Below are 22940 nucleotides of genomic sequence, written 5' to 3' on the forward strand. Positions count from 1 at the left end.
AGGCTGTTTCGGTTGCTTCCTGCGGCGACGAGCTCTTCGAGACGGCGTTCGGGGCTCCCGTTCGATCACGCAGCACGCGGATGGCGTCAGCCACGGCGTTCAGCGATCCGGTTGCCTCGGCGAGCAATGCATATCGTTCGAATGTCGACGGATAGAGTCGCTGCAGCAGGTGCTGGTTCTCGACCGCCCGAGCCTGCTCAAGCACGGCATGATTGGTATGGACCAGCGGCCCCGCAGCCCGAAGCGAGTTGACTCCCGTGGCGGGCGAGAGTTCAACCGCCGCTATCCGACCTGATGCATCCGCCAGCAGATAACTTCTCCCGGCCATATGCGGCAGCCGGCGCAGCAGACGCAGAGCGCCCGGTACATCCGGTTGCGACATCACCAAGCGACGCACCACTTGGCTGGGCAGACCGGCGGACACCGTATCGAGCATGAGATCGTTGGTCACCAGAGACAGGCCATCGCCGTTCTGGCCAAACCATCCGAGTGTGCCTTTGGACGCGACCGTGGCAAGCCGGGAACCGTCCGGGTCCGAGTGCATGAAAAGGACCAGGTCAGCCTTGGTGCCGCCGGGTGCATCCCAATTCTGGCCAACAACTGCACCACCACGGCCTTTGAAGGCCAGCGCACTGCAGCCGGTAGCCGTCGGCTCATCGAAGAACTCGAACCCGATGCGAAGGAAGATATCCTCGGCAGCGCACCGCGCGCCGGCCGCCAGACCGTCGATCTCTGCCGCGATGGTGGGCGCCAGCTTGAGCAGGATACGCCACGATGCTGCCGCTCGGCGCCGGGCCCCGCGCATGACGCGCGCTGAAATGGATCTTTCCAGGAATTCGAGCGCGGAGAGGATATCCCGGTCAAAAGCGGCGCCATGCTGAACGCCGCGCTCGTAGGGTGAACCCTGCAAAAACATGACGGGAAAAGCGTCCTGCGCCATTCGCATCCTCATCGCGCTAGCGGCGCTGCGCGCGCGGACACATTGGGCCCGCGGTACCGTTTTCGCTTTCCGACCCAGGGTGCGGTCGTTCGTCGTTCAATGGCGCGCGCAATCACCGCGGTTGGCCAGCCCAGCGCGAGATAAAACAGCCCGGCAAGCAGAAAGACATGCAGGGGCATGAAGGATTCGGACATGATCGAGCGGGAAGCCAAGGTGAGCTCGTTGACACCGATCAGAGCACAGACGGAACTGTCCTTGAGCAGCGCGGTCAGGGCAACGATCAACGGCCCAAAGACACGGCGTACCGCCTGAGGCGTGATAACAAGCCGCAGTGCCTGAAGACGCGTCAATCCCAGTGCACGGGCGGCCTCCCATTGGCCTTGCTCGACCGTTTGCATTCCGGCGCGCAACACTTCTGCGACATAGGCGCCATGCACAAGGACAAGGCCGACCGTGCCCGCCAAGAAAGGCGAGAGCGTCAGGCCGAAGCCGGGAAGGACGAAATAGATCAGATAAAGGACGATCAACAGCGGTATGGCGCGCAACGCCCAGACATAGAAGGAGACGAAACGGCGGAGTCCCGGGCTGCGGGATGTCCTCATTGCTTCCAGGAAAAGGCCGAGCGCGCACGCCCCCGAAAAGCTGGCCGCGGTCAGGGCAAGCGTGAGAAAGGCGCCTTCAAGCAGGCGCGGCGCCCAGTCAGCGAGATATGAAGCCATCGCGTCCATCACGCGCTCGCCATCTGTTCGGCCCATCGTGTTGCCCGAAACAGGATGAACGCGATGCCGAGATAAATTGCTGCCGCCAGTGCGTAGACCAGGCCCGTCTCGAAAGTCTGGTTCATGAGCGCGCGCGCCTGGAACATCAACTCGGGGGCCGCGATTGCGGCTGCCAGTGTGGTGTCCTTGAGAAGCGCTAACGCGTAGTTCCCGATCGGTGGAAGGCTTATGCGCCAGGAATTGGGAACGATCACCAGCCGGAACGCCAAAAGGCGTGAAAGCCCAAGCGCAGCGGCGGGCTCGCTTTGTTTCGCCGCAACGGATCGGAACGCCGCAGCGAAGGTGTCCATAAGCATCGCCGATCCTATGACGCCCAGACCGACTGTCGCAGCCGGTACGGGCGCAAGCCGGATTCCGAGATGGCCCAGGCCAAAATAGACCAAAAACAACCAGACAAGACTGGGTATGTTGCGCAGGATGTCACCATAGGCCGTGAGGGCGGTGTCGAGTGCCGAAGACCGCAGCAGAAAGCTTGCCGAGGCCAAGGCAAAGCCGAGCGAAATCGCCAGAACGAGCGCACCGAGCGCGATGATGACGCTGATCCTTGCGCCATCCAGCAAGGTCGAGAAAACACTGCCGAGGTCAACCACAGCTCACGACCTATTGCGGGCAACGCGGAGCGACCCAATCGGCGGGCCTGTCGACACCGGCACGGAAGTTCTCGCTCGAGGGTATGAAATTGACATCGCTGATCAGGCCATAGGGTTTGCCGATGGCCCTGACTTCGCATTTCGACCACATCAGCCTGATCTCCCGGCTGAGGTCGTCGGCAAGCGCCTGGTTGGTCTTGGAAAGACCGAAAACATATTGCCGGCCCGTACTGGTCAACAACGGGAATGCCGGATTGTTGTCGATGAAGGGGATGGTATGCAGCCGCCAATTCGCATTGCGCGACAGCGCATAGTCGATGGCTGGCGGGTCACCGATCATCGCGTCGATCCTGCCGATGACCAGATCACGCATCGCCGCATCGGGCGTGTCGTAGAGCGAAAGCTGCAGGCCGGGCAGCCTTCTCAGTTCAGCCAGAAAGCCAAAGCCGATCATCGAGCCGACCTTCTTGTTCTCCAGATCTGCCAGTCTGTTCCAGTTCTGGCTGATCTTCTGGGTGATCCCGTTCTGGAAATAGGCGGTGGGGTCGGTCATGGCCAGGACGTCGGCTCGCTGCCGCGTCCAGGCAACATTGCCCCCGATGATATCGACGCGCCCGGACTGGGTCGCCGCGATCGCGCCGGACCATTCCATCGGAACCGGTTTGATCTTGAGGCCGAGTTTGGTCGCCGCCATCTGCAGGATTTCGCCATCGTATCCCGACAGCGCGCCATCGACAGCGACAAGCCCCGGCATGTCGCCCGTGACGGCAACGCTGAGGGTTCCCGGCTCACTCAATTGATACCGTTCCGAAGCGAGGCCGGCCGTCGCAAACGGCGCCGTCGCCAGGGTCCAGAGTGCGACACCTAGGCAAATCCGAACAACAAGCCGCGCATAAACCATCTACCCTTTCACTCCCATATGAGAGGGGGAATCGGCCATCGATATCCATAATGTGAGTGAAGTCTAATACTTGCCGGCTTACTTGTAAACGTGCCCAAAACGCCGCGTTTCGGCGGCGCGAAGCGCTTCGCGCTTTACCGGCTTGGACGGTGGCGGAAGGCTATTTCCAATGGGTTGACGTGCATCTCGAGCAGTTGCACTTCCTGTTTGACCAGTGGAAGCAACTGCGCGAACCGGTCCTGGGAGAGTCTGGCGCTGGTCATGTTCACGGCGATGGCGACGCCGCTTGGCCTGCCTCTCGGACAGACCGCCAGGGCGAACGCCGAGATCCCCGCGACAAGGTCGCCTCGGTCGAGCGCGTATCCTTGCTGACGAACCGCCGGTAGCAGACTGCGGACGCGGGCCGCAGTTAGCCCGTGGTGTTGCGGATAGAGCGGCGAATTCGCCTCAATGATCGCATCCGCCTCGTCCGGCGGCAGCGAGGCCAGGATTGCCAAACTAGCGGAACCAACCCCGAGCGGTATCTGGCCGCCTATTCCGCCGGTAAGGCTGTCAATCGTATAGCTGCCTTGGTGACGATCCACGCAGATCGCATTCACCCCGGACCGCGCCATTAGAAAGACGGTATCGCCCGTGGCTGCACCGATCCTCGTCAACGCAGGCTGAGCCAGGGTGCGCAGACCAGACTCATCGGCGGCATGGACGCCGAGCACAAAAAGCCCGAGGCCAAGTCGGTAACGTTTGCTGAGGTTGTCCCGATCGATCAGGCCATGACGCTCGAGAGCCACCGCAATCCGATGCGCAGTTGATTGCTTGAGACTTAGCCCGTCGCTGATTTCAGCAACGCTGGCGCCCGCCGCTCCCGCTGTTTCGCCGACGAACTTAAGCACCGCGATCGCACGGTCAAGAAGTTGCGTTCCGCTCCCCTGCTCCATTTCCTTGACTGCTTTTGGCATCCACCACGCGTTGTCTTGAACCTCAATGCACCCCAATGCCCCATAGCGCCACGCTTGACAAGTGCGCGCCGGTATTTCCTTGCGACGGCTAATCCATAATTTGGGTAATTTTCTGCATTGACAACCACAATGTGGTATGAATATCGTATGACAGTTCGGTGACGCTCGATCCAATCAGCGAGCTTCATCACAGTCGGCTTCGGACGGAAGGCCTGACCAGACGCCCCGATGTCCGAGCCGTTGAACGAACGCGAATGCATCTCAAACTGGGAGTAAGCGTCCATGGCGCACGCAGGAGAAGCAGGCCTTTCTAATCCCGTGGCTTCGTCCGCGGCCAAACCAAGTTTGCGGGGAATAATCCAGGCCAACACGCTGAGCTTCGTCATGGAGGCGCATGATGCGCTCTCCGCGACGATTGCGGAGCGCGCAGGGTTCAAGGGCTTGTGGGCCTCCGGCTTGTCGATCGCATCCAGCCTCGGCTACCGGGATGCCAATGAAGCATCTTGGACACAGCTGGTTGAGGTTGTGGAGCGGATGGCCGACGCGGCTTCAATCCCCATCCTGGTCGATGCAGATAGCGGCTTCGGCAACTTCAACAATGCCAGGCTCGCAGCGAAGAAGCTTTTCCAGCACGGGGCGGCCGGCATCTGCCTCGAAGACAAAGGCTTCCCAAAGATGAACTCCTTCGTCGGTGACCGGCATCCGCTGGCGGAAGTCAGCGAGTTTTGCGGCCGGTTGCGTGCGGTGAAAGATACGCTGGGATCCGAAGACTTCGTTCTTGTCGCTCGCGTCGAGGCGCTCATTGCGGGCTACGATCAGGAAGAAGCGCTGATGCGGGCGCATGCCTATGCCGACGCCGGCGCCGATGCGATCCTCATCCACTCGCGCAAGGCAGACGCCAGCGAAATCCTGTCCTTCGCCAAGGAATGGAGCAACCGCCTGCCATTGGTGATTGTGCCGACGAAGTATTACCGCACACCGGTCGACGAATATCGCGCGGCCAAGATCTCGACGGTCATCTGGGCCAACCACAACATGCGTGCGGCCGTGCTGGCCATGCGCCAGGTCTGCGAACGGATCCTGCGTGAGGGAACGATCGCCGGCATCGAAAGCGAGGTCGCCACATTGGACGATGTCTTCGACCTGCTCAACTACCGTGAACTGGCGGAAGCCGAGATGCGGTATCTTCCGACGGTCGCTGTCGCTGCTGAGTAGCGGCAGCCGAACGGACACTTCCCAACCGATAACTGCAACATTGTGAGGCCGACCATGTTGGCACAACGTACGAAGCTTATTGCGTCGTCGGGGACGGCTGCCGCGCGCGCGGCCGCCAAGGCAGCTTCCGACGCCGGCAAAGAAATCATCGACCTGACCGCCGGAGAAATCTGGTGCGATCTGGCGCCAAGCGTGCGCCAGGGCGCGCTCGCGGCAATCGAACGCGGCGAAAACCGTTATACGGACACTGTCGGCCTTCGCGAGCTGCGCGAAGCACTTGCCGGGAAAGTATCCCGCGAAACCGGGCAAGGCTGGCAAGCCGACGAGGTCGCGGTTACGAGCGGCGCCAAGCAGGCCCTTTTCAACACGGCGATGGTCCTGCTGGATCCGGGCGATGAAGTCATAATCCCGAGTCCTTATTGGACGACCTTCCCGGCGCAGGTTCTGATTGCCGGCGGACGACCGGTGCATGTCGATACGCGCGACAATGGCTATGTTCCGAGACCCGAGGATATCGAACGCGCCATCTCGGCGAGGACCCGCGCCATCGTCGTCAACACGCCCAGCAATCCGACAGGCGTCGTTTACGATCAGACTACCCTCGAGCGCATCGCCAACCTGGCGATCCGCCATAATCTCTGGATCATCTTCGACGAATGCTACGGCGCGTTTGCGCATGCGCCGCATGTTCATCATCCCATCGTCTCGCTCGTCCCGGAAGTTCGGTCACGCACCGTCATCATCAATGCGTTCTCCAAGACGCTTGCTTTGACCGGTTGGCGCATTGGTTATCTTGCCGGTCCGAAAAGCGTGATCGACGCTGTCAAAGCACTGCAGTCCCACACCACATCGAACCCGAATGTGATCGCCCAGCACGCAGTCCTGGAACATCTGAGGAACGGTGACGGCAGCTATGAACGACGGCTCTTGGACCAGTTGACGCAGGCCCGACGGCTCGGCCTCGGTATTCTGGCGCGCCAGGTTATCGCGCCACCGCCGCAGGCACAGGGCGGGTTTTATTTCTATCTCGACCTCGGCGGCCTTTCAGATCTCGGCACCAGGTCTACCGCGCCGCGGACCGCGGACGATGCCGTCAACGCACTGCTTGCAGAAGCCGGCGTGGCCGGTGTTTCGGGCAGTGCATTCGGAGACCCGATGGGTCTTCGCCTTTCCTACGGGATTGCTCAAGACAAGCTCGCGCTTGGGCTCGAGAGGCTCGTGGGGACCTTTGACTCGTGGACCAAAGCATCTCGCAACGTAGCTTAAGGAAGATTGTCATGTATCGGACTGAAGTACCCAAGAGCGCTGTTATCCTGGCTGCAGGTATGGGCTCGCGGCTGCGGCCGTTGACCGACTTCCGGCCAAAACCTCTGGTGGAGGTCCTCGGCGTTTCGATTATCCACAACGCCCTGCGCCACCTCGGCACGATGGGTGTAAGGTCCGTCACCATCGTGGTGGGCTACCGAAAGGATGCCATCGAGTATGCCTGCGGTGACCGTTTTGCCGGCGTCGACATCGACTATGTCGAATCCACCGTCTACGACCGCACCGGCAGCGCCTATTCGCTTTGGCTGGCGCGCCACACGCTGCTGAGCGGCGACATCTTCCTGCTTGAGGGAGACGTCTTCTTCGAACGGCAGGCGCTGGTGTCGCTTATGGCCGCGGGCGCCGGCGACGCAGCCGCGGTCGCTCCATTTACGGAAGAAATGGAGGGCTCCGCCGTCGTTCTTGGCGCCGGCGGGACCATAGCGGAAGTCCGCATGAAGCAGACTGCCGCGGACCTGAACCAGATCGGCGGTCCAAGCCTGTTCAAAACCCTCAATCTGTTTCGGTTCTCCCGCGCCACCCTTTCGACCCTCATCGTGCCTGCCCTAGACGACCTGATCGGCACCGGGGCCGGCACAACCTACACCGAACAGGTGCTGGCGCAGCTGATAGCTCGTGGCCTGAAGATCACCGCGGCGCGATGTGACACCGTGAAATGGTACGAGATCGACAATCAGGCCGACTTGAGAATGGCGGAGAATCTCTTCGCAGCGCCGCCTGATATGCCGGTTTTTTCACAAGCCGTTTAACCCGTTGCCCCGGCCGAGGAGGAACGCACATGCTTCGTCAACTTGCCGACCCCGCGAACGCGATCACCGGAACAGGTCTCGCTTTGTCCGTCATTGGCATCAGCTTAACACTCGCCGGCCGCCCGGAGGCCGGTGTTGCGGTCACGCTCTGGGCCTTGCTCGCCGATCATCTCGACGGCGTGGTCGCCAAGCGCACCAGGGGGCGAGCAGTTGAGACCGGAGAGGTTGGCAAAAACCTCGATTCCCTGGCAGACCTGGTCAGCGCGGGCATCTTTCCGGCGGTCACCTTGATCGTCGTGGGACAGGGGTCACTCCTGTCCATCGTCGCGGCGGCGACCCTGGTGTTGGCGAGCGCGTTGCGCCTGAGCTATTTCAACGTATTCGGGTCTCCCGGCGGGCGCTTCATCGGCGTGCCGACGACATATGCAGTCCCTCTGACGGCAATCCTGTTTCTGCTTCGTCCGCTGATTGCCGAGCAGGTCTTTCCGTTATTCTTTGCGGCCGCAGTCATCGTTCTGGCCGTGCTCCACGTTGCGCCGCTGAGCGTGCCCAAAACCCAAGGTGCGATGTATGCGGTCGTGACGGCTTTCTGCGTCGCCTCCTCCCTCCTGCTCGCATCAAGGACGCTGGGATGAACACGCACTCGACAATCCGGCATTTGCCGGCTGGACCTTCTGCTCCAGGCGCAGTCTTTCGTGCTCTGGGCGTCGAGCCCATCATCCAATGCGCTGGCGTGCGCACAATCTATGGAGCCAGCAATCCTTCTGCCGAAGTGATCGCGGCCATGAATGCAGCGGCCGAAACATTCGTGGACATGGACGAGCTGGCTGATGGAGTCGGCCAGCGGCTGGCCGAGCTCACGGGTGCCGAGTGGGGCGTGGTCACGGCTGGAACGGCCGCCAGTTTGGCGCTTGCAGCGGCCGCATGCATAGCCGGGAACAATCCCGAATTGATGTTGAGGCTGCCCGATACAGCCGGGCTGCGCCGCAAGGTGCTGATCCCCACCGACCAGCGGTTTGCCTATGAGCAGGCGATGCGGATCGCCGGCGGCGAGATTGTCAGCGTCGCTGACCGTCACGAACTGGACGAGGCAATCGACGGAGCGGCGATGATCTGCCTGATCGGCCGCCTCGACGGGACGACTACGCTTCCCCTCAACGCCATTCTGCCGGTCGCCAGGGCACATGACGTGCCGATCCTTGTCGATGCGGCCGGCCTTTCTCCGGCCAAGCCAGATCGCTGGATCGATGGTGGAGCGGACCTGGTCGTCTATGCTGGCGGCAAATATCTGCGCGCACCTCAGTCGACGGCGATCGTGATCGGCAAAAAGGCGCTGTGCCAGGCGATCTGGTGGAACAGCGCACCGCACCAGGCGTTCGGCCGCGCAATGAAGGTCGGAAAAGAGGAAATGGCAGGCGCGGTCGTCGCGCTCGACCGCTGGATCAATCACAGATCGGCAAAAGAAGAGCGAAAGCGGTGGCAGCCCCGCCTGGAGCGGATAAGAGCCTACCTATCCGCGATCGCCGGCGTGTCGACCGAAATCAAGACCTGGCCAGGATCGGTTACCGCGACCCGGCTGAAGGTTTCCTGGGATTTCGGCCAGATTCCGTTCGACAGCGAAGCCTTACGGCTCGCGTTGCTGCAGCAGCGACCGCGCATCCTCATCCACGACTTCTGGTCGACGAGGACCTCCACGATCCTCGATCCCGTCAACCTGTCAGACGAAGAGGCCGACATCGTCGGGGCGGCTTTGGCTGCCGCGTTTGCCGATCCCTCCAGCATCGCACCTTTGGTCCCGTATGCGGCGCCGCAAACGGACGTATCGGGAGCTTGGCGGGTCGACATCCGGTTCCTGCGCGGCATGGCGAGCCACAGCCTGGAGCTTCAGCAGATTGGCGCCTCGGTGGTTGGCACACATCACACGGGAAACCGTACCGGCGTCGTCACAGGGGAAATCCACGGACGCCATCTGCGGCTGGAGGCGGCGCATGAACAGGTCCCGATCTGGCTGTTCTACGGATTCGAAGGCGAACTGAACGAGGACGGGGCTTTCATCGGAACGCTTCGACTGGGCGGCACTGCAAAGGAACATCTGGGGCCGGTCTTCAAGGGGCAGTATGGCACTGCAAGCTGGTGCGCTCGGCGTGCCGGCGCCGGTCCGACGACACCATTGGAGAGCGGATCATGACGGTTCACCAGACGGAATTACATGTCGAGGCGGCATTCGGACTGAGGGGCAGGGTCGCGCTCGTTGTGGGAGGTTATGGTGCGATCGGGACCAGCATCTCGCAGGCGTTGGCGAATGCCGGCGCAACTCTCATCGTGGCAGGGCGCAGCGGCGCTGCCGCGAACGCACTTGCAACGCAGCTCCGTGAAGAGGGCTGGGCGGCCGAGGGAGCTGCGCTCGACGCCTGTGACGTTGCGGCTGCCCGGGAGCAAGTGGCATCGATCGTCCAGCGCCACGGTTCGCTCGATATTCTCGTGAACTGCCTGGGCTTCAACAAAGAGCAAAAGCTGCTTGAAGTGACGGAGGAAGCCTTCGACGAGGTCTATTCCAAGACGCTGAGGCCGGCGATGTTTTTGTCGCAAGCGGTCGCGGCGCAGCAGGTCGCCGGCAACCGCGGCGGCAGCCACATCCATCTGCTCTCGGTGCGCTCGCAACTCGGCTTTCGCGGCCGGGGTTATAGCGCCTTCTGCGCCGCTAAGGGCGGCCTCGCGGTTCTCTTGCGGCAGCAAGCGACGGAACTTGCGCCGTTCGGCATTACCGTGAACGGCGTAGCGCCCGGCGCGGTCCGCACGCGCAAGAACGACAAGGCGCTTGAAGACCCCGAGACCTTCCGCCGGGCAGTGGCCGACATTCCCCTCGGCCGCTTGGCGTCGCCAGCGGACGTCGCCGGAGCGGTCCACTTCCTGGCGTCGCAGCAAGCGCGGTTCGTAACGGGGCAAATTCTCTATGTGGATGGCGGACTGACTGCCAGTGCCTGAATGGCGAACCCTTTCCCTGGAGCAGGCCGATGAGAGTTGGTGTTATCGGAGCAGGAATCGTAGGAGCCTCGATCGCCTATCATCTGGCGAAGCGCGGGGCGAAGGTCACGATTTTTGACCCTCACCCCGTGGGGAGCGGCGTCTCCAGTTCCTCCTTCGCATGCCTGAACGCTTTTGGCCGATCCGGCGAAGATCTCGAATTTCGCCTTCAGGCGATCCGCTACCATCGGACGCTGGCAGCAGAGATTGGAGGAGCACAACTCATCCAGCAATGCGGTACCCTGCGCATTGCATCTGCCGATGATGTCGCGACCAAACTGATGGCCGATGCAGCCGTCTTCGAGGCCGCCGGGGGCGCGGTCACGGCTGTATCCAACAGCGAGATGATCGATCTCGAGCCGCGGATGCATACGGGCTTGGCTGTGGCGGGGTTGATGGTCCGGGAAGAAGGCTGGGTCAATTCGAGTGCGTTATGCAAGCTGCTCGTGAAGATTGCGATTGAGCGTTTTGGCGCGCGGTTTATCGCCGAACGTATTTCCGGAATCGAAGTGTTCGACCAAAGGACCGAACTGCGATGGCGGTTGGACCGTGGCACCTTCGATCGGGTCGCGCTTGCCGCCGGCAATGACACCAACTTGCTTCTTGAACTCGCCGGACTGCCGACGCTGCCCATCCGTACGCTACCCGGTCCCCTGCTCACCCTCGCGGACCCTGGCAGAAGCACTGCTCTTCGGCACGTCGTCTATGCGGACGGATTTCATATCAGGCCTGACCCAGAGGGCCTCATGGCTGGGATTTCGGCATTGCCGGGCGAACTGGAGCCGTTGGACCGAGTTGAACGAGAGCGCGTCCAACTGGTGGCAGCCGGTTCGCGCTGGGTCGAAGGCTTCCTGAATATGCCGAGACGCTGGGTCGTCTGCCCGCGTCCGATGCCCAGTGGTGACCGGCCAATCGTTGGATTGCAGGCCAAGCCGGTTTTTGTCGCCGTCATGCATGGCGGCGTCACGCTTGCTCCCCTGGTGGGCAAGATCGCGGCTGCGGAGATCATCGACGAACCCGGTGCACCTGCGGGGCGTAGCAATCACCACGAGGGCAATGGCATTCAAGTGAGCGATCGGGAGCAGCTGCCGACAGCGTGGCTGACCGCAAGTGCCTGATTTGCAGAGGGATCATCAACATGCGCACGTCTGTCGAGCACGAACTGCAAACCCCGGTTGAACCGATAAGTCTCATCCGCAGCACGCCACCCACGCCGCCATGGGTTGGTGAAGCCCTGGCGCGGACTTTGGGTGAAATCGGAGCGAGCCCGAAGATCGAAAGCCTTATGCGATATCACACCTTTCGGGGTAGCGAAGACGACCGGAACGTCGCGAGCCGATGGCTGAGCGAGCGTTTCGGAGCCGATGCCGGAATCGATCGGATCATCATGACGAACGGGACGCAAAGCGCACTTTTCCTGGCGCTGCGGACGGCCGTTGGCATAGGAAACCACTTGCTGACCGAGGATATCAGCTATTACGGCTTGCGGCGCCTGGCGGCGTTACTGGGAATTACCGTCAGCGGCATCGCGATGGACTCCGATGGAGCGCTGCCCGATGCCTTTGACGAGGCCTGTCGTACGCGGCGGCCGCGCGCGCTGTTTTTGCAACCAACGCTGCACAATCCAACGTCGACTGTCATGTCGCGAACGCGGCGCATCGCGCTGGCAGAAGTCGCGCGCAAGCACGGCGTTCCCATTATCGAAGACGACGTCTACGGGAGCTTGCCGTCGATTGCGCCGGAGCCGATTGCCGCAATTGCGCCCGACATTTGCTGGTTTGCCTCCGGCCCGGCCAAATGCATGGGGCCAGGGCTTCGCCTAGGCTACCTTGTCGCTCCTTCGGGAGCCGAAGCAGAGAAAGCGGTCACAGCCTTCGATACAATATCGACCTGGCATGCGAATCCACTATCGGCCGCAATCATGTCGCGCTGGGTGGGCGACGGAACACTTGCCAACATCCGGAATGCCGTACGAGAGGAAATCGTTGCGCGGCAAACCATCGCCCGCCAATGCTTGTCTCACCTTAGCCTGGCCACCCATCCAGAGTCCGTTTTTCTCTGGATGGGCCTGCCGGCTTCGCTGGATCAAGCTTCGTTTCTTCAGCGATTGAGCGACGACGGCGTTATCCTGCGTCCAGGACATATGTTCTTCGTCGACCAGAGCAAATCGGACAATCACATCCGCGTCGTCCTGGGCAGCCCGGAGACGAAAGACGAGCTGGTCACGGCTCTCGCCACGCTTTCGCGATTGCTGGCCGAACTTGCGGGCGGTTCCATCGAGAGCCGCGGCTGACATGCCAAACCAGGGCAGATCCTTGTTCTTTTCCACGCTCGCCGAAATGGCGGCGTTCTCGGTCGTAACGGTTGCCCTGCGGCTTTCGACCGAAGATATCTCGATTTTCCAGACAACATTCATTCGTTATGCAATATGTGCGTTATTGATAGCGCCTCTGTCTCTGTTGCGAGGAGCGCTTTACACCAATGATGACATCAAGATACATCTGAGAAGATCCATTTTCATATACGTGTCCGCCCTATCCTGGACCTATGCGATCACTTCAATACCCCTCAGCCTCGCTCTTTTCATTTTTTATCTAAAAACAATCCTGCTGTGTCTCCTTTCAAGCCATATCGGATATGGCGCTCCCTCTCGCACCGAGTGGTTTGCCGTTTCAGTGGGCATCGTCGGCGTGCTCCTGGTCGTCGGCCCCCTCCCCGCCTCCTCGTCACCATTGGGCATGGCCGCAGCATTCTTGTCTGCGGTATCGTCCTCGTTGATCGCCTCTGAAACAAAACGCCTTGGCACAACGGGCACGCCGACGTCGGCCACACTCATGGCAATGATCATGGTTGCGGTGATATCGTTTCCAGCGTCCACGTATTACTGGATATCACCCAGCTACAACACGATGACATTTATAACAGTTTCAAGCATTTTTACTGTCATATCGCAGTGTATTCTTTTTTATTCGTACTCACGTCTTTCAATAACAAAAATAGCCCTGATCGAATTCGGCCGATTTCTGTGCTTGTCCTTGATAGGGGCCCTGGTGTTTTACGACAGACTGAACTCGGTTGCTATTTTCGGGCTCGCTCTTATTGCCGGCTGCATAGCCGTCGGCCTGCTGGCGTCACCAGGCAAGAAGAGCCTGAGCGCATCCGCCCCTAGGGGCTATCTCGTATCAGCATCTTCACGCGCCACGTCGCTGTTTTTGTGGAAGCGGAACCGCCGCGGGAGAGAAACGTGACCGACCACGCCAACACCAGCGCAGCCGATCCTCGCGGATGAGCAGCCACGCTATTGCAAGAGCGTTTTCAGCGCCGACAGTCCCGCAAGGAGTTCATCGCGTGTTTCCGGGCTTCCCAGGACGATTCTGATCGAATCGACAGGTGTGGTCGGATGAAAAGCAAACATTGAACCGGGCCTGAGGACGACACCGGCGTTGGCAGCAGCCGTGACGAAGGTTTCTTGGTCATACTGCGCAGGAAGCGTCAGCCAAAGGTGGAGACCGTTCGGATGGGCCGCATAATCACTTCCGGCCAGCAGCTCCCGAGCGATCTCCTGCCGGGCCGATGCTTCGGCGCGCACCGCATCAAGAATGCGCGTGGCGATGCCTGCGCTCACCCACTTATCGACCAGCACTGCCGAAAGCGGCGACATATGCCATGTCGACGTGACCTGAAAACGCTCGAACACTGCTGCGGCATGAACTGCGGAGGGTGCCACAAGGTAGCCAGCTTTAAGCCCGGGCGATACGCACTTTGCCAGGCCGCTTGCATACCAGGTGATATCCGGTGCCAACGCCGCGATCGGCGGTGGCGCATCGGTGGGAAGCGAGCCGTAGACGTCGTCTTCAATGATGGCCACGCCGTATCGGCGGGCGATATCGATGAGCTCATTTCGCCGCTCAAGCGACATCACCAACGTCGTCGGGTTGTGGATGGTCGGTGTCAGAAACAGGGCCTTTGGCGATCGTGTTCGGCAGGCATGTTGGAAGGCGTCTGGCAGGGCACCGTGTCTATCCATGGCGATCGCATCGACCTCGACATTGAGGAAGCCGGCAAGACGGCGAAAGCCATAATAGCTCAGTTCCTCGACGAGCACTAAGCCGCCGTTTCCAACCGCAGTCGCCAGCGCCAGCAACAGGGCATTTTGCGTGCCATTGGTCGCAAGGATCCGGTTGGCGTCCAGGCCACAGCCGAGGCGATGCGACATCCAGATCGCGCCCACCTCCCTATCACGCTCAGTGCCGGCGAAACGGTGGTATCTCAGGAGCGTGGACAGATCCTGTTCCTGCAGGACATCCTGCAGGGTATTTTTGATTTCCTCTCCAATCCATTGCGGCGTCGGAGGCGTGGTTCGTATCAGGCTGATGGGCGCCGCGGAGAGATTTCTCTGGTTGATTGTCATAGCATACGACCTGCAAGCTCGAAGTGAGGGGTCCGCCCTAAAGGGCTCATCGGTTGGCCTACATCAGGCCCTGGACCGCCTTTGCTATCTGCTCGAGAGCGTCCTGGGGTTCGGCTTGCTGGAACAGGACCTTGCGCATTGCGTCCTCGATCACGGGCGTGATTTTCAGGGAGTTTTCGCCTGGGAATGAGAACCAACTGGTCATGATCGGCAGTTGGCTGACCGCCACCTTCAGGTTGGGTTCGCCCTTGTAGTAGTCACCGAGGCGTGCCGGATCGCTGATCGCCAGTGTATTGACCGGAATATAGGCCGTCGACTTCGCCATCAGCGTCTGGGCGTCGGCCCCGGTGAAGAACTTGATGAAATCCCAGGCCACCTTCTGCTTTTCCGGGTCTTTTGTATGGATCATGAGTGCATTGCCGCCGGCAGGCAGCACGCCGCCCGGTTGTTTCGAGGGAAAAGGAGCCACACGAATTTCGAACTGCCCGGCGGCTTGCTTGGTATACAAGGTGATGTCCGAGCTGGACGTAACGAAGACACCGAGCGAACCGGCCGCAAAGGCTTGTTTGGCTTGATCGCGGGTCATGTCACGCATCCCCGAATGACCGATATCCTTCAGTATCTTGAAGGCCTCCAGCCCCTCGGCGCCGTTGAACGCGACTTGCTTCTCATCCGGTGTCATCATCTGGCCGCCCAGGGACTGCACCAGGGCGATGAAAGTCCAATTGGCCGTCGGAGTGTAATCGAAAAAGATACCGCCGCTCGGGGCATCTATCTTCTTCGCGAGGTCGGTAATTCCCTGCCACGTCGTCGGCAGACTGTGAGGGTTGCCTCCGGCCCTACGAACCAGATCGAGATTGAAATAAACGATCGGAACCGAGACCTGGTAGGGAATGCCAAACGTTTCGTCCCCCTTTTTCGCCATGCCCATTACGGATTGGGAGTATCCGCGCTGCTGCCAGTCGTTTTCTTTGGCAATGAACGGCTGAAGCGGGACGGCGAGGCCCCGCTCGGCGAACAACCTGACGAAACTCAGGCCCTGGAAGCCGACATCAGGCACATCTCCCGTCATTGATGCTCTCAACATCAACTGGGTCATTTCCGTATAGTTCTTTACAACATCGAGCTTGATGTCGACGCCCGTGTTGCGCGCTTCGAATTGCTGAACCAGTTCCTCTATCGATTCCTTGTTCACGTAAGCGTTCGAGTAAAGCACCTTGAGCGTTGTCGCCTCCGCAAGTGCCGGCGCGGCACCCGCCGCTGCGAAACAAAGAGCCAGGGCATACTTAGAGATAGCTGAGCTTCCCATTTTACTCTCCAAGAGGATTGAGTGAGATTTCAGTTCACGAACGATGCGGGCCGAGACACAGCGCGGCTGCTTCCTTGCGGCAGCATCGAGATCTTGCCCAGGTCGAGTCCGATCGAAATTCTGTCTTCTCTTTCGACGGCAGCTCTTGATATGGTGGGCATCTCATGGCTCCCTGGGTTGATCGCCCGGTCATTTGATCGCCCCACCCGTCAGTCCCTCGACGAACCAGCGTTGAGCCGCGAGAAACGCGACGATGAGGGGCGCGACGACGAGCGTCGAGGCTGCCATAAGCGGGCCATAGTCGTTGCCCGCCTCCTCATTTCTGAACGTCATGATGCCCAGAGGCGGCGGCATCATGTCTTCAGAGCGGACGGCAATAAGCGGCCAGAACAAATCGTTCCAATGGCTGACGATGGAGAAAATCGAAAAAGCGATGATCGCGGGCAAAGCCATCGGCACCATGACCCGCCAGACGATGGCAAGTTCCGAAAGCCCGTCGAGACGCGCTGCGTGCACGACATCATCTGGAATGGTTTTGAAGAACTGCCGCATCAGGAAGATGCCGAAGGGCGAGACTATAAAGGGAAAGACCAGCGCCGCGTAGGTATTCAGAATGCCAAGTTTGTATCCCATGATGAACTGCGGCAGCGCCAGCACCTGATGCGGAATCAAGAGACCCACGAGGACGAGGCCGAACAACAAGTCGCGGCCTCTGAATTTGAGCTTCGCGAGCGCATAGGCGGCCGGCGCACATACCAGGATTTGCAGCAACAGGATCGCCAGGCACACCCCCAAGCCGTTGAGCATGAATTTGGGCAGCGGGGACGCCGTAAGCGCGCGACCGTAATTTTCAACCAAGTGCCATTGCTGCGGAAGGATCGAGAAATGGCCACGGAATATCTCGCCCGGCGACTTTACGGACAAGGAAACCATCCAGACGAAGGGCACCGAAATGATCGTGGCCGTCAAAAGCAGGGTGGCGTGGCGGGCAATGGCCGCGGGTCGAAGCGACGTCATGAGTAGTGAACCCGCCTGTCCATGATACGGGCCTGGATGAGGGTGAGTGCGATGACGATGACCAGGAACACAAGAGTGACGGCGGCCCCGTAGCCGGTGCGCAAATATTCGAAGCTTTCCCGGTAGAGCGTGTAGAGGAGAACCTCCGAAGCATTGCCAGGCCCGCCTTTGGTCAGGATCTGGACGGTATCGAAAGCCTCGAAGGCGCGCAGCGCGACAACGATGACCACGAACATCGTGACGGGTCCGAGCATTGGCAAAGTCACCGTGCGCAACCGGTCCAGCCAGTTATCCGCCCCGTCAATGTCGGCTGCGTCGTAGAGGTCGCGGGGAATGGACTTCAGCCCCGCCAGGAAGAGCACCATCGCAAAACCGAGATTTTGCCAGATGGCGATGACGGCGAGGACCGGCAGGACGGTCTCTTCGTCCCGCAACCAGTTGGCGGTAGGCAGGCCGAATGTGGAAAGCGCCTGGTTGACGAGGCCTATGGTCGGATGCAGCAGCGCTTCCCAGGCAATCGCCATCGCAGCCAGTGTGGCCATGAAAGGCAGGAAATGGACCGCGCGGTAAAAGGCGCGTAGCGATCGTCCGCTTTCGATCAAGAGGGCGATGAACAGTCCCAGAAGAACGGATCCTGGAACCACCATCAAGACGTAGAGGATCGTATTCACCAGCGAGGTCCGGAACGCCCTGTCGGCAAAAATCTCTGCAAAGTTTCGGACACCGACGAAGGACATGGTGCTTGCACCGAACTGCCAGTCGGTCAAAGAAATGACGAGCACCGCCACGACCGGAAGGACGAAAAGAAACAGCAGCAGCAAGGCGGCCGGGCCAGCCAGGCAATAGGCAGAGAACGCTTCGCCTACCGCTGAAGTGGGTTTTGGCGCGGGACGTGCGGGGACCAATACATCCATGCTGGCGGCCATCAGGCGATTTCCCTGAGCGGCGTGACATTGGCTTGCGGGAGCAGACGTTCACCGCTCTGGTCGAACACCAGAAACCGGTCCGGGCGCACGCTGAGGCTCACGAGTTGGCCATGTGAGAGATGGGGTGCCCTCTCGGCCAGAAGGCGTGCCACGAGTATCTCACCGCCAGGCAGCGCAAGGTGCACGAACAGGTCGGATCCCATATGTTCGATCAATCGGATCGTGCCAGCGATCGCACCCGGCTCGCTTCGTTCGCATAGATGAAACGCCTCCGGGCGAATCCCCAGCGTCACCCGGGCTCCCACATCGAGGTCGACATGCGACGAGAAGATGGAGCCTCCCGCCTCGATATGACCGCGCTGCCGGACCACACCCTCAAGCATGCTGATCTTGGGGCTGCCGACAAACTCGGCTACCCTTCGATCAGCCGGATTGGCATAGATTTGCTGTGGCGATGCAACCTGCAGCAAGTCGCCATCCAGCATCACCGCAACACGATCGGAAAGCGTCATCGCTTCGGACTGATCATGTGTGACGTAAATGAACGTGACACCGAGCCGCCGATGCAGGTCCTTTATTTCGGCACGCATCTGCACGCGCAGCTTGGCATCGAGATTGGAGAGCGGTTCGTCCATCAAGAACACGGCAGGATGGCGCACCATGGCGCGCCCTACCGCGACGCGCTGGCGTTGGCCGCCTGACAACTGCCCAGGCTTGCGCGTCAAAAGGTGGCCGATCCCGACCGCATTTGCTGCTTGTTGGACCTCTGCGTCGATGGCGGCATGGGCTTGAGCCGTCCCGGGAAGCACGCGGCCAAGCAACGGCAGACGCTGCAGGAAGGACAAGCGCCGCATTCTCAGCGGCAGGCCGATGTTTTCGGCCACCGTCATATGCGGATAAAGCGCGTAGGACTGGAAGACCATGGCAATGTCGCGCTGCTTTGCGCGCAAGCCGTCAACGACACGTTTGCCGATCGCCACACGTCCCGTGTCCTGGGGCTCCAGGCCGGCCAAGATGCGCAAGAGGGTTGACTTGCCGCAGCCGGACGGACCCAGCAAAGTCAAGAATTCGCCGTCCTCGACAGTCAGGCTCAGATTGCGCAGGACCTGTGTGGTTCCATACGACTTGGAGATGTTGGTGAACTGCACGCCAGCCATCACGCGACCTCCGTCGTTTCGGCAGCAATTTCGGTCGCTTCAACCCAACCGCCATCGATATAGACCGTCGCTTCCACCCGCGTGCGCTGGACGCGCTGCAGGCAATTGCCCGACCGGGTCTCGAAAACTTCCGTGCTGCTGACCGGCGGAGGTGCAAATGCTCCGCGGGTGGCAAACACCTCAGAGAGCACGCGTCCTGTCATGCCCGAAACTGGTCGCATGTCGAGAGCGGCAAGAATGGTGGGAACGACATCGCAAATGCCCGATGGAACTTTAGAGACGTGGCCGCCGGACAGAAACGCCGTTCCCGCGACGATGCCGACCGATGCGAGTTCTTTCGGGTGCAGTCCACCATGGACGCCAAGGCCCGGAGACCTCGAGCTGTCGTAGAATGTTCCCCCCACGAGGCCGAACCGGTCTCTGCGATCATCCGCGCGAAACGCAAAATAGACGTCAGGGGCCCGTTCGTGGTTGGCCAGCACGAGGCTGCTGGCGAAAGTGCCGGAGACAACTCCTTCGACTTCGTCTCCGGGTGCGGTGAAAACCGGCCCAACCCAGGGAAACTCGGTCAAAGCCCCGACAAGGCGCGCCAGTTGCTTCCTTCCGCGGTCGGCGAGATACAGCGCACCGACCTGCCCCGGCACCACCACGACGTCGACACCGCTCACCGGAGCAGTCCCAGGATGGAAGCCGGCTTCCGAAAGGCAAGCCGCTACGGAGACACGCGTGTGCGCGGTGATGTGGCCATGGTCCGAGAGCGCGATGATCTGGACGCCGTTTGCGCGCCCTTCCGCTTCCCACCAGTCCAGGATCCGACCGAATTCAGCGTCGCAATGCCTGATGACCTTCCGGGTCGCCGCAGCACCCGTGCCGTTGAGATGCGAACAGGTGTCGGGTTCGCCGTAAGAAATGACGGTGACGTCCGGAGCCCGCTCCGGCCACAGATACTCAAGAAAGACCGTTGTGATCAGGGTTTGCGCATCGATGTCCGGTTCTCCTGCAGGAGGAACAGGCGGCAGAGGCCCGAACCGGGCAACGGCGTCATCAAGGACACTCTTTGGCGTGCAGGCTTCTGGAAAATGGCCCGACAACCGAACATGGCCGAACATCTCGGCTTTGTGATGGAAAAGCCGCGTCGTGCCCGGTGTGTTTGTCGCCAGCACCGCCAGGCTCTTTCCGGCACGCGCGAGCAATTCGCCCAATGTCGGCGCGGTCATCAGTCGACCGCCGCTTTCGCGGTCAAGCCGGTCGAGGAGAACGGCGTCTGCGGTGTCGATATAGCGTTGGGGGCTCGCACCGCGGTCAACAAATTTGTTGCCGACCATTCCGTGAACGGCAGCAGTGCCGGCGGTCACCAGACTCGGAAAGGCCGTCCTGGTCTCACTCGGATAGATCGTTCGCTGGGAAGCGAGCGTTGTCCCATGTTTCTTGAGCCTGAAGAGATTCGGCGTCTGCTGCTCGTCAATCAGGTCGGGGCGCAGTCCATCGAAACTGACGATCACGAATTTGGTTTCTGCCATCGGTCAAGGCCCGGTTGATGGCTTTGGGGCTATCGGCCCGCTGTTACGCTCCTGTGACAATCATCGAATAATTCGAACTAAATACGCTCCAATGTGATCCCCTTGCCGAGAAAGGAATGTGTGTTGCCTGGAGCGAGAAGCGTCACCACTCCGGCCCGTGCGGGACCCCTTTAGGTCGCGCTGGTATTTGAGCGCCGCGCACAACGCTGCCTTACAAACGCATCGATTCTAGGGAGATGAAGGCGCGGGAGATGAAGGCGCGGGGTGGGCAGCCACCCTGGGACCTGTGACTGGCGATATGCTGACCTCGCTCACGCGACAAGCGCCGCCACCGGCCGGGCAGGAAGCCCATCCGGGCCTGTCGCTCGCGGAGGCTCTTCCCAATACAAGTATGAAGAAAATCCGACCCCGATAGGCTGCGTTATCAACTCTCGTTTGGTCGCGCGGCGACCACCGCGATCTCAACCAATGTTCCCGCCGACAGCGATGCCCCGATACACATGCGCTGCGGCCAGTGTCCGGGATCATCTCCGACCCAGGCCAGCCATTGGCTGTCGAATGCCTTTTTGTCATCAAGGTTCGCCAGAAAAACGGTGACTGACAGCAGATTTCGACGGTCTGTACCAAGTTCCCCCAGCACACGGTCAATCTTGGCAAAGCTCGCTGCAACCTGACCTTTCAGGTCGAGACTCTTGTCGTCGGAAGTTGCGACCGCCCAGGCGAGATTGCCAAACCCAGAGCCAGAACTCCTGCCTGCAGCAACGCCTTTGGAGCGATCGATGATCGGCATTTTGCTCATTCGAGTGCATCCCGCATAGCCATCAAATCGGTACTACATTTCATTGACATTGTAACGAGGCAAGCTTGTTGCCTCCGTGCCTCTGGGGCGGGAGATGTCCTGCGCAGGATCCGGAGCAGCCAGACCGGCGTTGCCGTGCATCAGTCACCGGCCACGAAAACTGGCATCTTGCGATTTGCCTTGCGCCGCCGACTGCGCTGCAGTGGACACACTTTCAGGCTATCGGCGTGCTGTTACGCTCCTGTGACAATCATCAAATAATTCGAACTCAATACGCCCCCAAGTGATGCCAACGTTTCGAGAAAGGGACCTGCCTTGCCCGAGGGACATGAATCCTTGCCGCTCAACTCGGTACGGGCCTTTGCGGTGATCGCGCGAGAGAAGAGCGTGACCCGGGCCGCCGAGGTGTTGGGCGTCGCGCAAAGCGCCGTCAGCAGACATCTTGCCGTTCTTGAAGAATACCTTGGTTCCAAACTCGTTGAGCGGCGCGGACGCAATTCGGAACTGACCGCGTTCGGAAGGCTTTTTGCCACTGCCGTCAGTGAACCGCTCGACACGATCTATTTTACAGCCCAGCGCATGAAGCGCAGGCAGACGGACGTGAACCGCATCCTTGTGAGAACGTCGCTCCCGACCTTCGCCTCGACGCTGCTCATCCCGAATATCCAAGCGTTCTCGACCGAAGCTGGCGGCGCGGTCGTCGACGTCGTCACCACGCTCTCTCAGCCGACATCCGCAGACAATTTCGACGTGTTGATCACGCGCGATCTGGCCCTGGCGGAGCCTTCCGACAGATGGGTTCTCCTGAACGAGGACTTGGTTTGCGTCGGATCTCCGCGGCAGGTGGCCGGTAAGGAGATCGATATCGTGACCAGGGTTCCGATCGTTTCCATTACGTCGCGTCCCGATGCTCTGCCGACCTGGCTGAGAGGGATGGATATCCGGCAGGACGACATCAAGTTGGGAGCACGATACGACCATCACTATCTCGCGCTCCCGGCGATCGCGCATGGCAGAAGTCTGCTGGTGACCCCGGAGGTTCTCGTGCGGGACCTGATCAAGCAGGGGCTGCTGGAAGTCGTCAAAGGCACACGCACGCCAAGTGGCATGCAGTATCACGCCCATGCAGTCGACCGCAGTCAAAATCTGGATCTGGCGCGAATGTTCTGCAGGTGGCTGGTGCGCTTGTGCCGGGAGGACCCGGCGAAGCCAAAATCGTCAGGCGCCGCATCGAAATAGTCGATGAGTGGCATTCAGTTCCTAGATGGCCAGAGTTGATCGGCAAGAACAAAATGCGCCAGACCGACCTGACATCAGGTCG

The 22940-nt window shown here is 60.5% G+C and carries 21 protein-coding genes and 1 pseudogene; 10 read left to right on the forward strand and 12 right to left on the reverse strand.

Annotated features, from left to right (window positions below):
* Positions 1-4: 4 nt before the first annotated feature.
* From ACFWXH_RS25815 to ACFWXH_RS25835, 5 genes and pseudogenes are all read right to left on the reverse strand, one after another.
* Positions 5-952: pseudogene (locus tag ACFWXH_RS25815) on the reverse strand (C45 family autoproteolytic acyltransferase/hydolase); the annotation flags it as partial.
* Positions 949-1695: an amino acid ABC transporter permease gene (locus tag ACFWXH_RS25820; RefSeq protein ID WP_379124158.1), complete on the reverse strand. Its 747-nt coding sequence runs from the start codon at positions 1693-1695 to the stop codon at positions 949-951. The gene ACFWXH_RS25820 and the pseudogene ACFWXH_RS25815, both read right to left, overlap by 4 nt.
* Positions 1668-2309, reverse strand: coding sequence for an amino acid ABC transporter permease (locus tag ACFWXH_RS25825; RefSeq protein WP_379124160.1), 642 nt, complete (start codon positions 2307-2309; stop codon positions 1668-1670). The genes ACFWXH_RS25820 and ACFWXH_RS25825 overlap by 28 nt, the downstream gene beginning before the upstream one ends.
* Positions 2310-2319: 10 nt before the next feature.
* Positions 2320-3105: a substrate-binding periplasmic protein gene (locus tag ACFWXH_RS25830; protein ID WP_379124162.1), complete on the reverse strand. Its 786-nt coding sequence runs from the start codon at positions 3103-3105 to the stop codon at positions 2320-2322.
* A 239-nt stretch (positions 3106-3344) separates the two neighbouring features.
* Positions 3345-4166 carry an IclR family transcriptional regulator gene (locus ACFWXH_RS25835; RefSeq protein ID WP_379124164.1) on the reverse strand — a complete coding sequence of 274 codons (822 nt, stop codon included), beginning with the start codon at positions 4164-4166 and terminating at the stop codon, positions 3345-3347.
* Positions 4167-4448: 282 nt separating this feature from the next.
* On the opposite strand from ACFWXH_RS25835, the gene aepX reads away from it, so the two are divergent.
* From aepX to ACFWXH_RS25880, 9 genes are read left to right on the forward strand one after another with little or no spacing between them, the layout of a single operon-like run.
* The gene (gene aepX, locus ACFWXH_RS25840; protein WP_379124166.1) at positions 4449-5381 is read left to right on the forward strand and encodes a phosphoenolpyruvate mutase; all 933 of its coding nucleotides are present in this window, start codon (positions 4449-4451) and stop codon (positions 5379-5381) included.
* Between the two features lie 54 nt (positions 5382-5435).
* The gene (locus tag ACFWXH_RS25845) at positions 5436-6647 is read left to right on the forward strand and encodes a pyridoxal phosphate-dependent aminotransferase (protein WP_379124168.1); all 1212 of its coding nucleotides are present in this window, start codon (positions 5436-5438) and stop codon (positions 6645-6647) included.
* Positions 6648-6658: 11 nt separating this feature from the next.
* Positions 6659-7456 carry a phosphocholine cytidylyltransferase family protein gene (locus ACFWXH_RS25850; RefSeq protein ID WP_379124170.1) on the forward strand — a complete coding sequence of 266 codons (798 nt, stop codon included), beginning with the start codon at positions 6659-6661 and terminating at the stop codon, positions 7454-7456.
* Between the two features lie 29 nt (positions 7457-7485).
* Positions 7486-8091, forward strand: a complete 606-nt coding sequence (locus tag ACFWXH_RS25855; protein WP_379124172.1) for a CDP-alcohol phosphatidyltransferase family protein — start codon at positions 7486-7488, stop codon at positions 8089-8091.
* Positions 8088-9644, forward strand: coding sequence for a hypothetical protein (locus ACFWXH_RS25860; RefSeq protein WP_379124174.1), 1557 nt, complete (start codon positions 8088-8090; stop codon positions 9642-9644). The genes ACFWXH_RS25855 and ACFWXH_RS25860 overlap by 4 nt, the downstream gene beginning before the upstream one ends.
* Entirely contained in the window at positions 9641-10441 is an 801-nt protein-coding gene (locus tag ACFWXH_RS25865; RefSeq protein WP_379124176.1) for an SDR family NAD(P)-dependent oxidoreductase, read from the forward strand. Before ACFWXH_RS25860 ends, ACFWXH_RS25865 begins: the two co-directional genes overlap by 4 nt.
* A 29-nt stretch (positions 10442-10470) precedes the next feature.
* Entirely contained in the window at positions 10471-11598 is a 1128-nt protein-coding gene (locus tag ACFWXH_RS25870) for an NAD(P)/FAD-dependent oxidoreductase (protein ID WP_379124178.1), read from the forward strand.
* 20 nt (positions 11599-11618) lie between these two features.
* Complete coding sequence (locus ACFWXH_RS25875; protein WP_379124180.1) at positions 11619-12773, forward strand: PLP-dependent aminotransferase family protein; 1155 nt, start codon at positions 11619-11621, stop codon at positions 12771-12773.
* 22 nt (positions 12774-12795) lie between these two features.
* Positions 12796-13728, forward strand: a complete 933-nt coding sequence (locus tag ACFWXH_RS25880; RefSeq protein WP_379124181.1) for a DMT family transporter — start codon at positions 12796-12798, stop codon at positions 13726-13728.
* 50 nt (positions 13729-13778) lie between these two features.
* On the opposite strand, the gene ACFWXH_RS25885 is transcribed toward ACFWXH_RS25880, so the two are convergent.
* The 7 genes from ACFWXH_RS25885 to ACFWXH_RS25915 all read right to left on the reverse strand — a co-directional run bounded on the left by ACFWXH_RS25885 (position 13779) and on the right by ACFWXH_RS25915 (position 21619).
* Complete coding sequence (locus tag ACFWXH_RS25885) at positions 13779-14891, reverse strand: PLP-dependent aminotransferase family protein (protein ID WP_379124183.1); 1113 nt, start codon at positions 14889-14891, stop codon at positions 13779-13781.
* 58 nt (positions 14892-14949) lie between these two features.
* The gene (locus tag ACFWXH_RS25890; protein ID WP_379124185.1) at positions 14950-16200 is read right to left on the reverse strand and encodes an ABC transporter substrate-binding protein; all 1251 of its coding nucleotides are present in this window, start codon (positions 16198-16200) and stop codon (positions 14950-14952) included.
* Between the two features lie 189 nt (positions 16201-16389).
* The gene (locus ACFWXH_RS25895; RefSeq protein WP_379124187.1) at positions 16390-17217 is read right to left on the reverse strand and encodes a carbohydrate ABC transporter permease; all 828 of its coding nucleotides are present in this window, start codon (positions 17215-17217) and stop codon (positions 16390-16392) included.
* The gene (locus ACFWXH_RS25900) at positions 17214-18143 is read right to left on the reverse strand and encodes a carbohydrate ABC transporter permease (RefSeq protein ID WP_379124189.1); all 930 of its coding nucleotides are present in this window, start codon (positions 18141-18143) and stop codon (positions 17214-17216) included. Before ACFWXH_RS25900 ends, ACFWXH_RS25895 begins: the two co-directional genes overlap by 4 nt.
* On the reverse strand, positions 18143-19300 hold the full coding sequence (locus ACFWXH_RS25905; protein ID WP_379124191.1) for an ABC transporter ATP-binding protein: 1158 nt from the start codon (positions 19298-19300) through the stop codon (positions 18143-18145). Before ACFWXH_RS25905 ends, ACFWXH_RS25900 begins: the two co-directional genes overlap by 1 nt.
* Positions 19300-20820, reverse strand: a complete 1521-nt coding sequence (locus ACFWXH_RS25910) for an alkaline phosphatase family protein (RefSeq protein ID WP_379124193.1) — start codon at positions 20818-20820, stop codon at positions 19300-19302. Before ACFWXH_RS25910 ends, ACFWXH_RS25905 begins: the two co-directional genes overlap by 1 nt.
* Before the next feature lie 424 nt (positions 20821-21244).
* Positions 21245-21619, reverse strand: a complete 375-nt coding sequence (locus tag ACFWXH_RS25915; RefSeq protein ID WP_379124195.1) for a Rid family hydrolase — start codon at positions 21617-21619, stop codon at positions 21245-21247.
* Between the two features lie 315 nt (positions 21620-21934).
* Here ACFWXH_RS25915 and ACFWXH_RS25920 point away from each other — a divergent pair, with 315 nt between their 5' ends.
* Entirely contained in the window at positions 21935-22858 is a 924-nt protein-coding gene (locus ACFWXH_RS25920; protein ID WP_379124197.1) for a LysR family transcriptional regulator, read from the forward strand.
* Positions 22859-22940: the final 82 nt, after the last annotated feature.

This window comes from Mesorhizobium sp. NPDC059054 (assembly GCF_042739215.1).
Lineage (GTDB): Bacteria > Pseudomonadota > Alphaproteobacteria > Rhizobiales > Rhizobiaceae > Mesorhizobium.

What these genes read in the sequence shown, in the direction of transcription:
- ACFWXH_RS25895 (WP_379124187.1), bottom strand. Translation starts at nt 17,217, where the DNA reads ATGACGTCGCTTCGACCCGCGGCCATTGCCCGCCACGCCACCCTGCTT.
- ACFWXH_RS25850 (WP_379124170.1), top strand. Translation starts at nt 6,659, where the DNA reads ATGTATCGGACTGAAGTACCCAAGAGCGCTGTTATCCTGGCTGCAGGT.
- ACFWXH_RS25865 (WP_379124176.1), top strand. Translation starts at nt 9,641, where the DNA reads ATGACGGTTCACCAGACGGAATTACATGTCGAGGCGGCATTCGGACTG.
- ACFWXH_RS25910 (WP_379124193.1), bottom strand. Translation starts at nt 20,820, where the DNA reads ATGGCAGAAACCAAATTCGTGATCGTCAGTTTCGATGGACTGCGCCCC.
- ACFWXH_RS25875 (WP_379124180.1), top strand. Translation starts at nt 11,619, where the DNA reads ATGCGCACGTCTGTCGAGCACGAACTGCAAACCCCGGTTGAACCGATA.
- ACFWXH_RS25860 (WP_379124174.1), top strand. Translation starts at nt 8,088, where the DNA reads ATGAACACGCACTCGACAATCCGGCATTTGCCGGCTGGACCTTCTGCT.
- aepX (WP_379124166.1), top strand. Translation starts at nt 4,449, where the DNA reads ATGGCGCACGCAGGAGAAGCAGGCCTTTCTAATCCCGTGGCTTCGTCC.
- ACFWXH_RS25915 (WP_379124195.1), bottom strand. Translation starts at nt 21,619, where the DNA reads ATGAGCAAAATGCCGATCATCGATCGCTCCAAAGGCGTTGCTGCAGGC.
- ACFWXH_RS25885 (WP_379124183.1), bottom strand. Translation starts at nt 14,891, where the DNA reads ATGACAATCAACCAGAGAAATCTCTCCGCGGCGCCCATCAGCCTGATA.
- ACFWXH_RS25820 (WP_379124158.1), bottom strand. Translation starts at nt 1,695, where the DNA reads ATGGGCCGAACAGATGGCGAGCGCGTGATGGACGCGATGGCTTCATAT.
- ACFWXH_RS25845 (WP_379124168.1), top strand. Translation starts at nt 5,436, where the DNA reads ATGTTGGCACAACGTACGAAGCTTATTGCGTCGTCGGGGACGGCTGCC.
- ACFWXH_RS25905 (WP_379124191.1), bottom strand. Translation starts at nt 19,300, where the DNA reads ATGGCTGGCGTGCAGTTCACCAACATCTCCAAGTCGTATGGAACCACA.
- ACFWXH_RS25855 (WP_379124172.1), top strand. Translation starts at nt 7,486, where the DNA reads ATGCTTCGTCAACTTGCCGACCCCGCGAACGCGATCACCGGAACAGGT.
- ACFWXH_RS25870 (WP_379124178.1), top strand. Translation starts at nt 10,471, where the DNA reads ATGAGAGTTGGTGTTATCGGAGCAGGAATCGTAGGAGCCTCGATCGCC.
- ACFWXH_RS25900 (WP_379124189.1), bottom strand. Translation starts at nt 18,143, where the DNA reads ATGGCCGCCAGCATGGATGTATTGGTCCCCGCACGTCCCGCGCCAAAA.
- ACFWXH_RS25890 (WP_379124185.1), bottom strand. Translation starts at nt 16,200, where the DNA reads ATGGGAAGCTCAGCTATCTCTAAGTATGCCCTGGCTCTTTGTTTCGCA.
- ACFWXH_RS25835 (WP_379124164.1), bottom strand. Translation starts at nt 4,166, where the DNA reads ATGCCAAAAGCAGTCAAGGAAATGGAGCAGGGGAGCGGAACGCAACTT.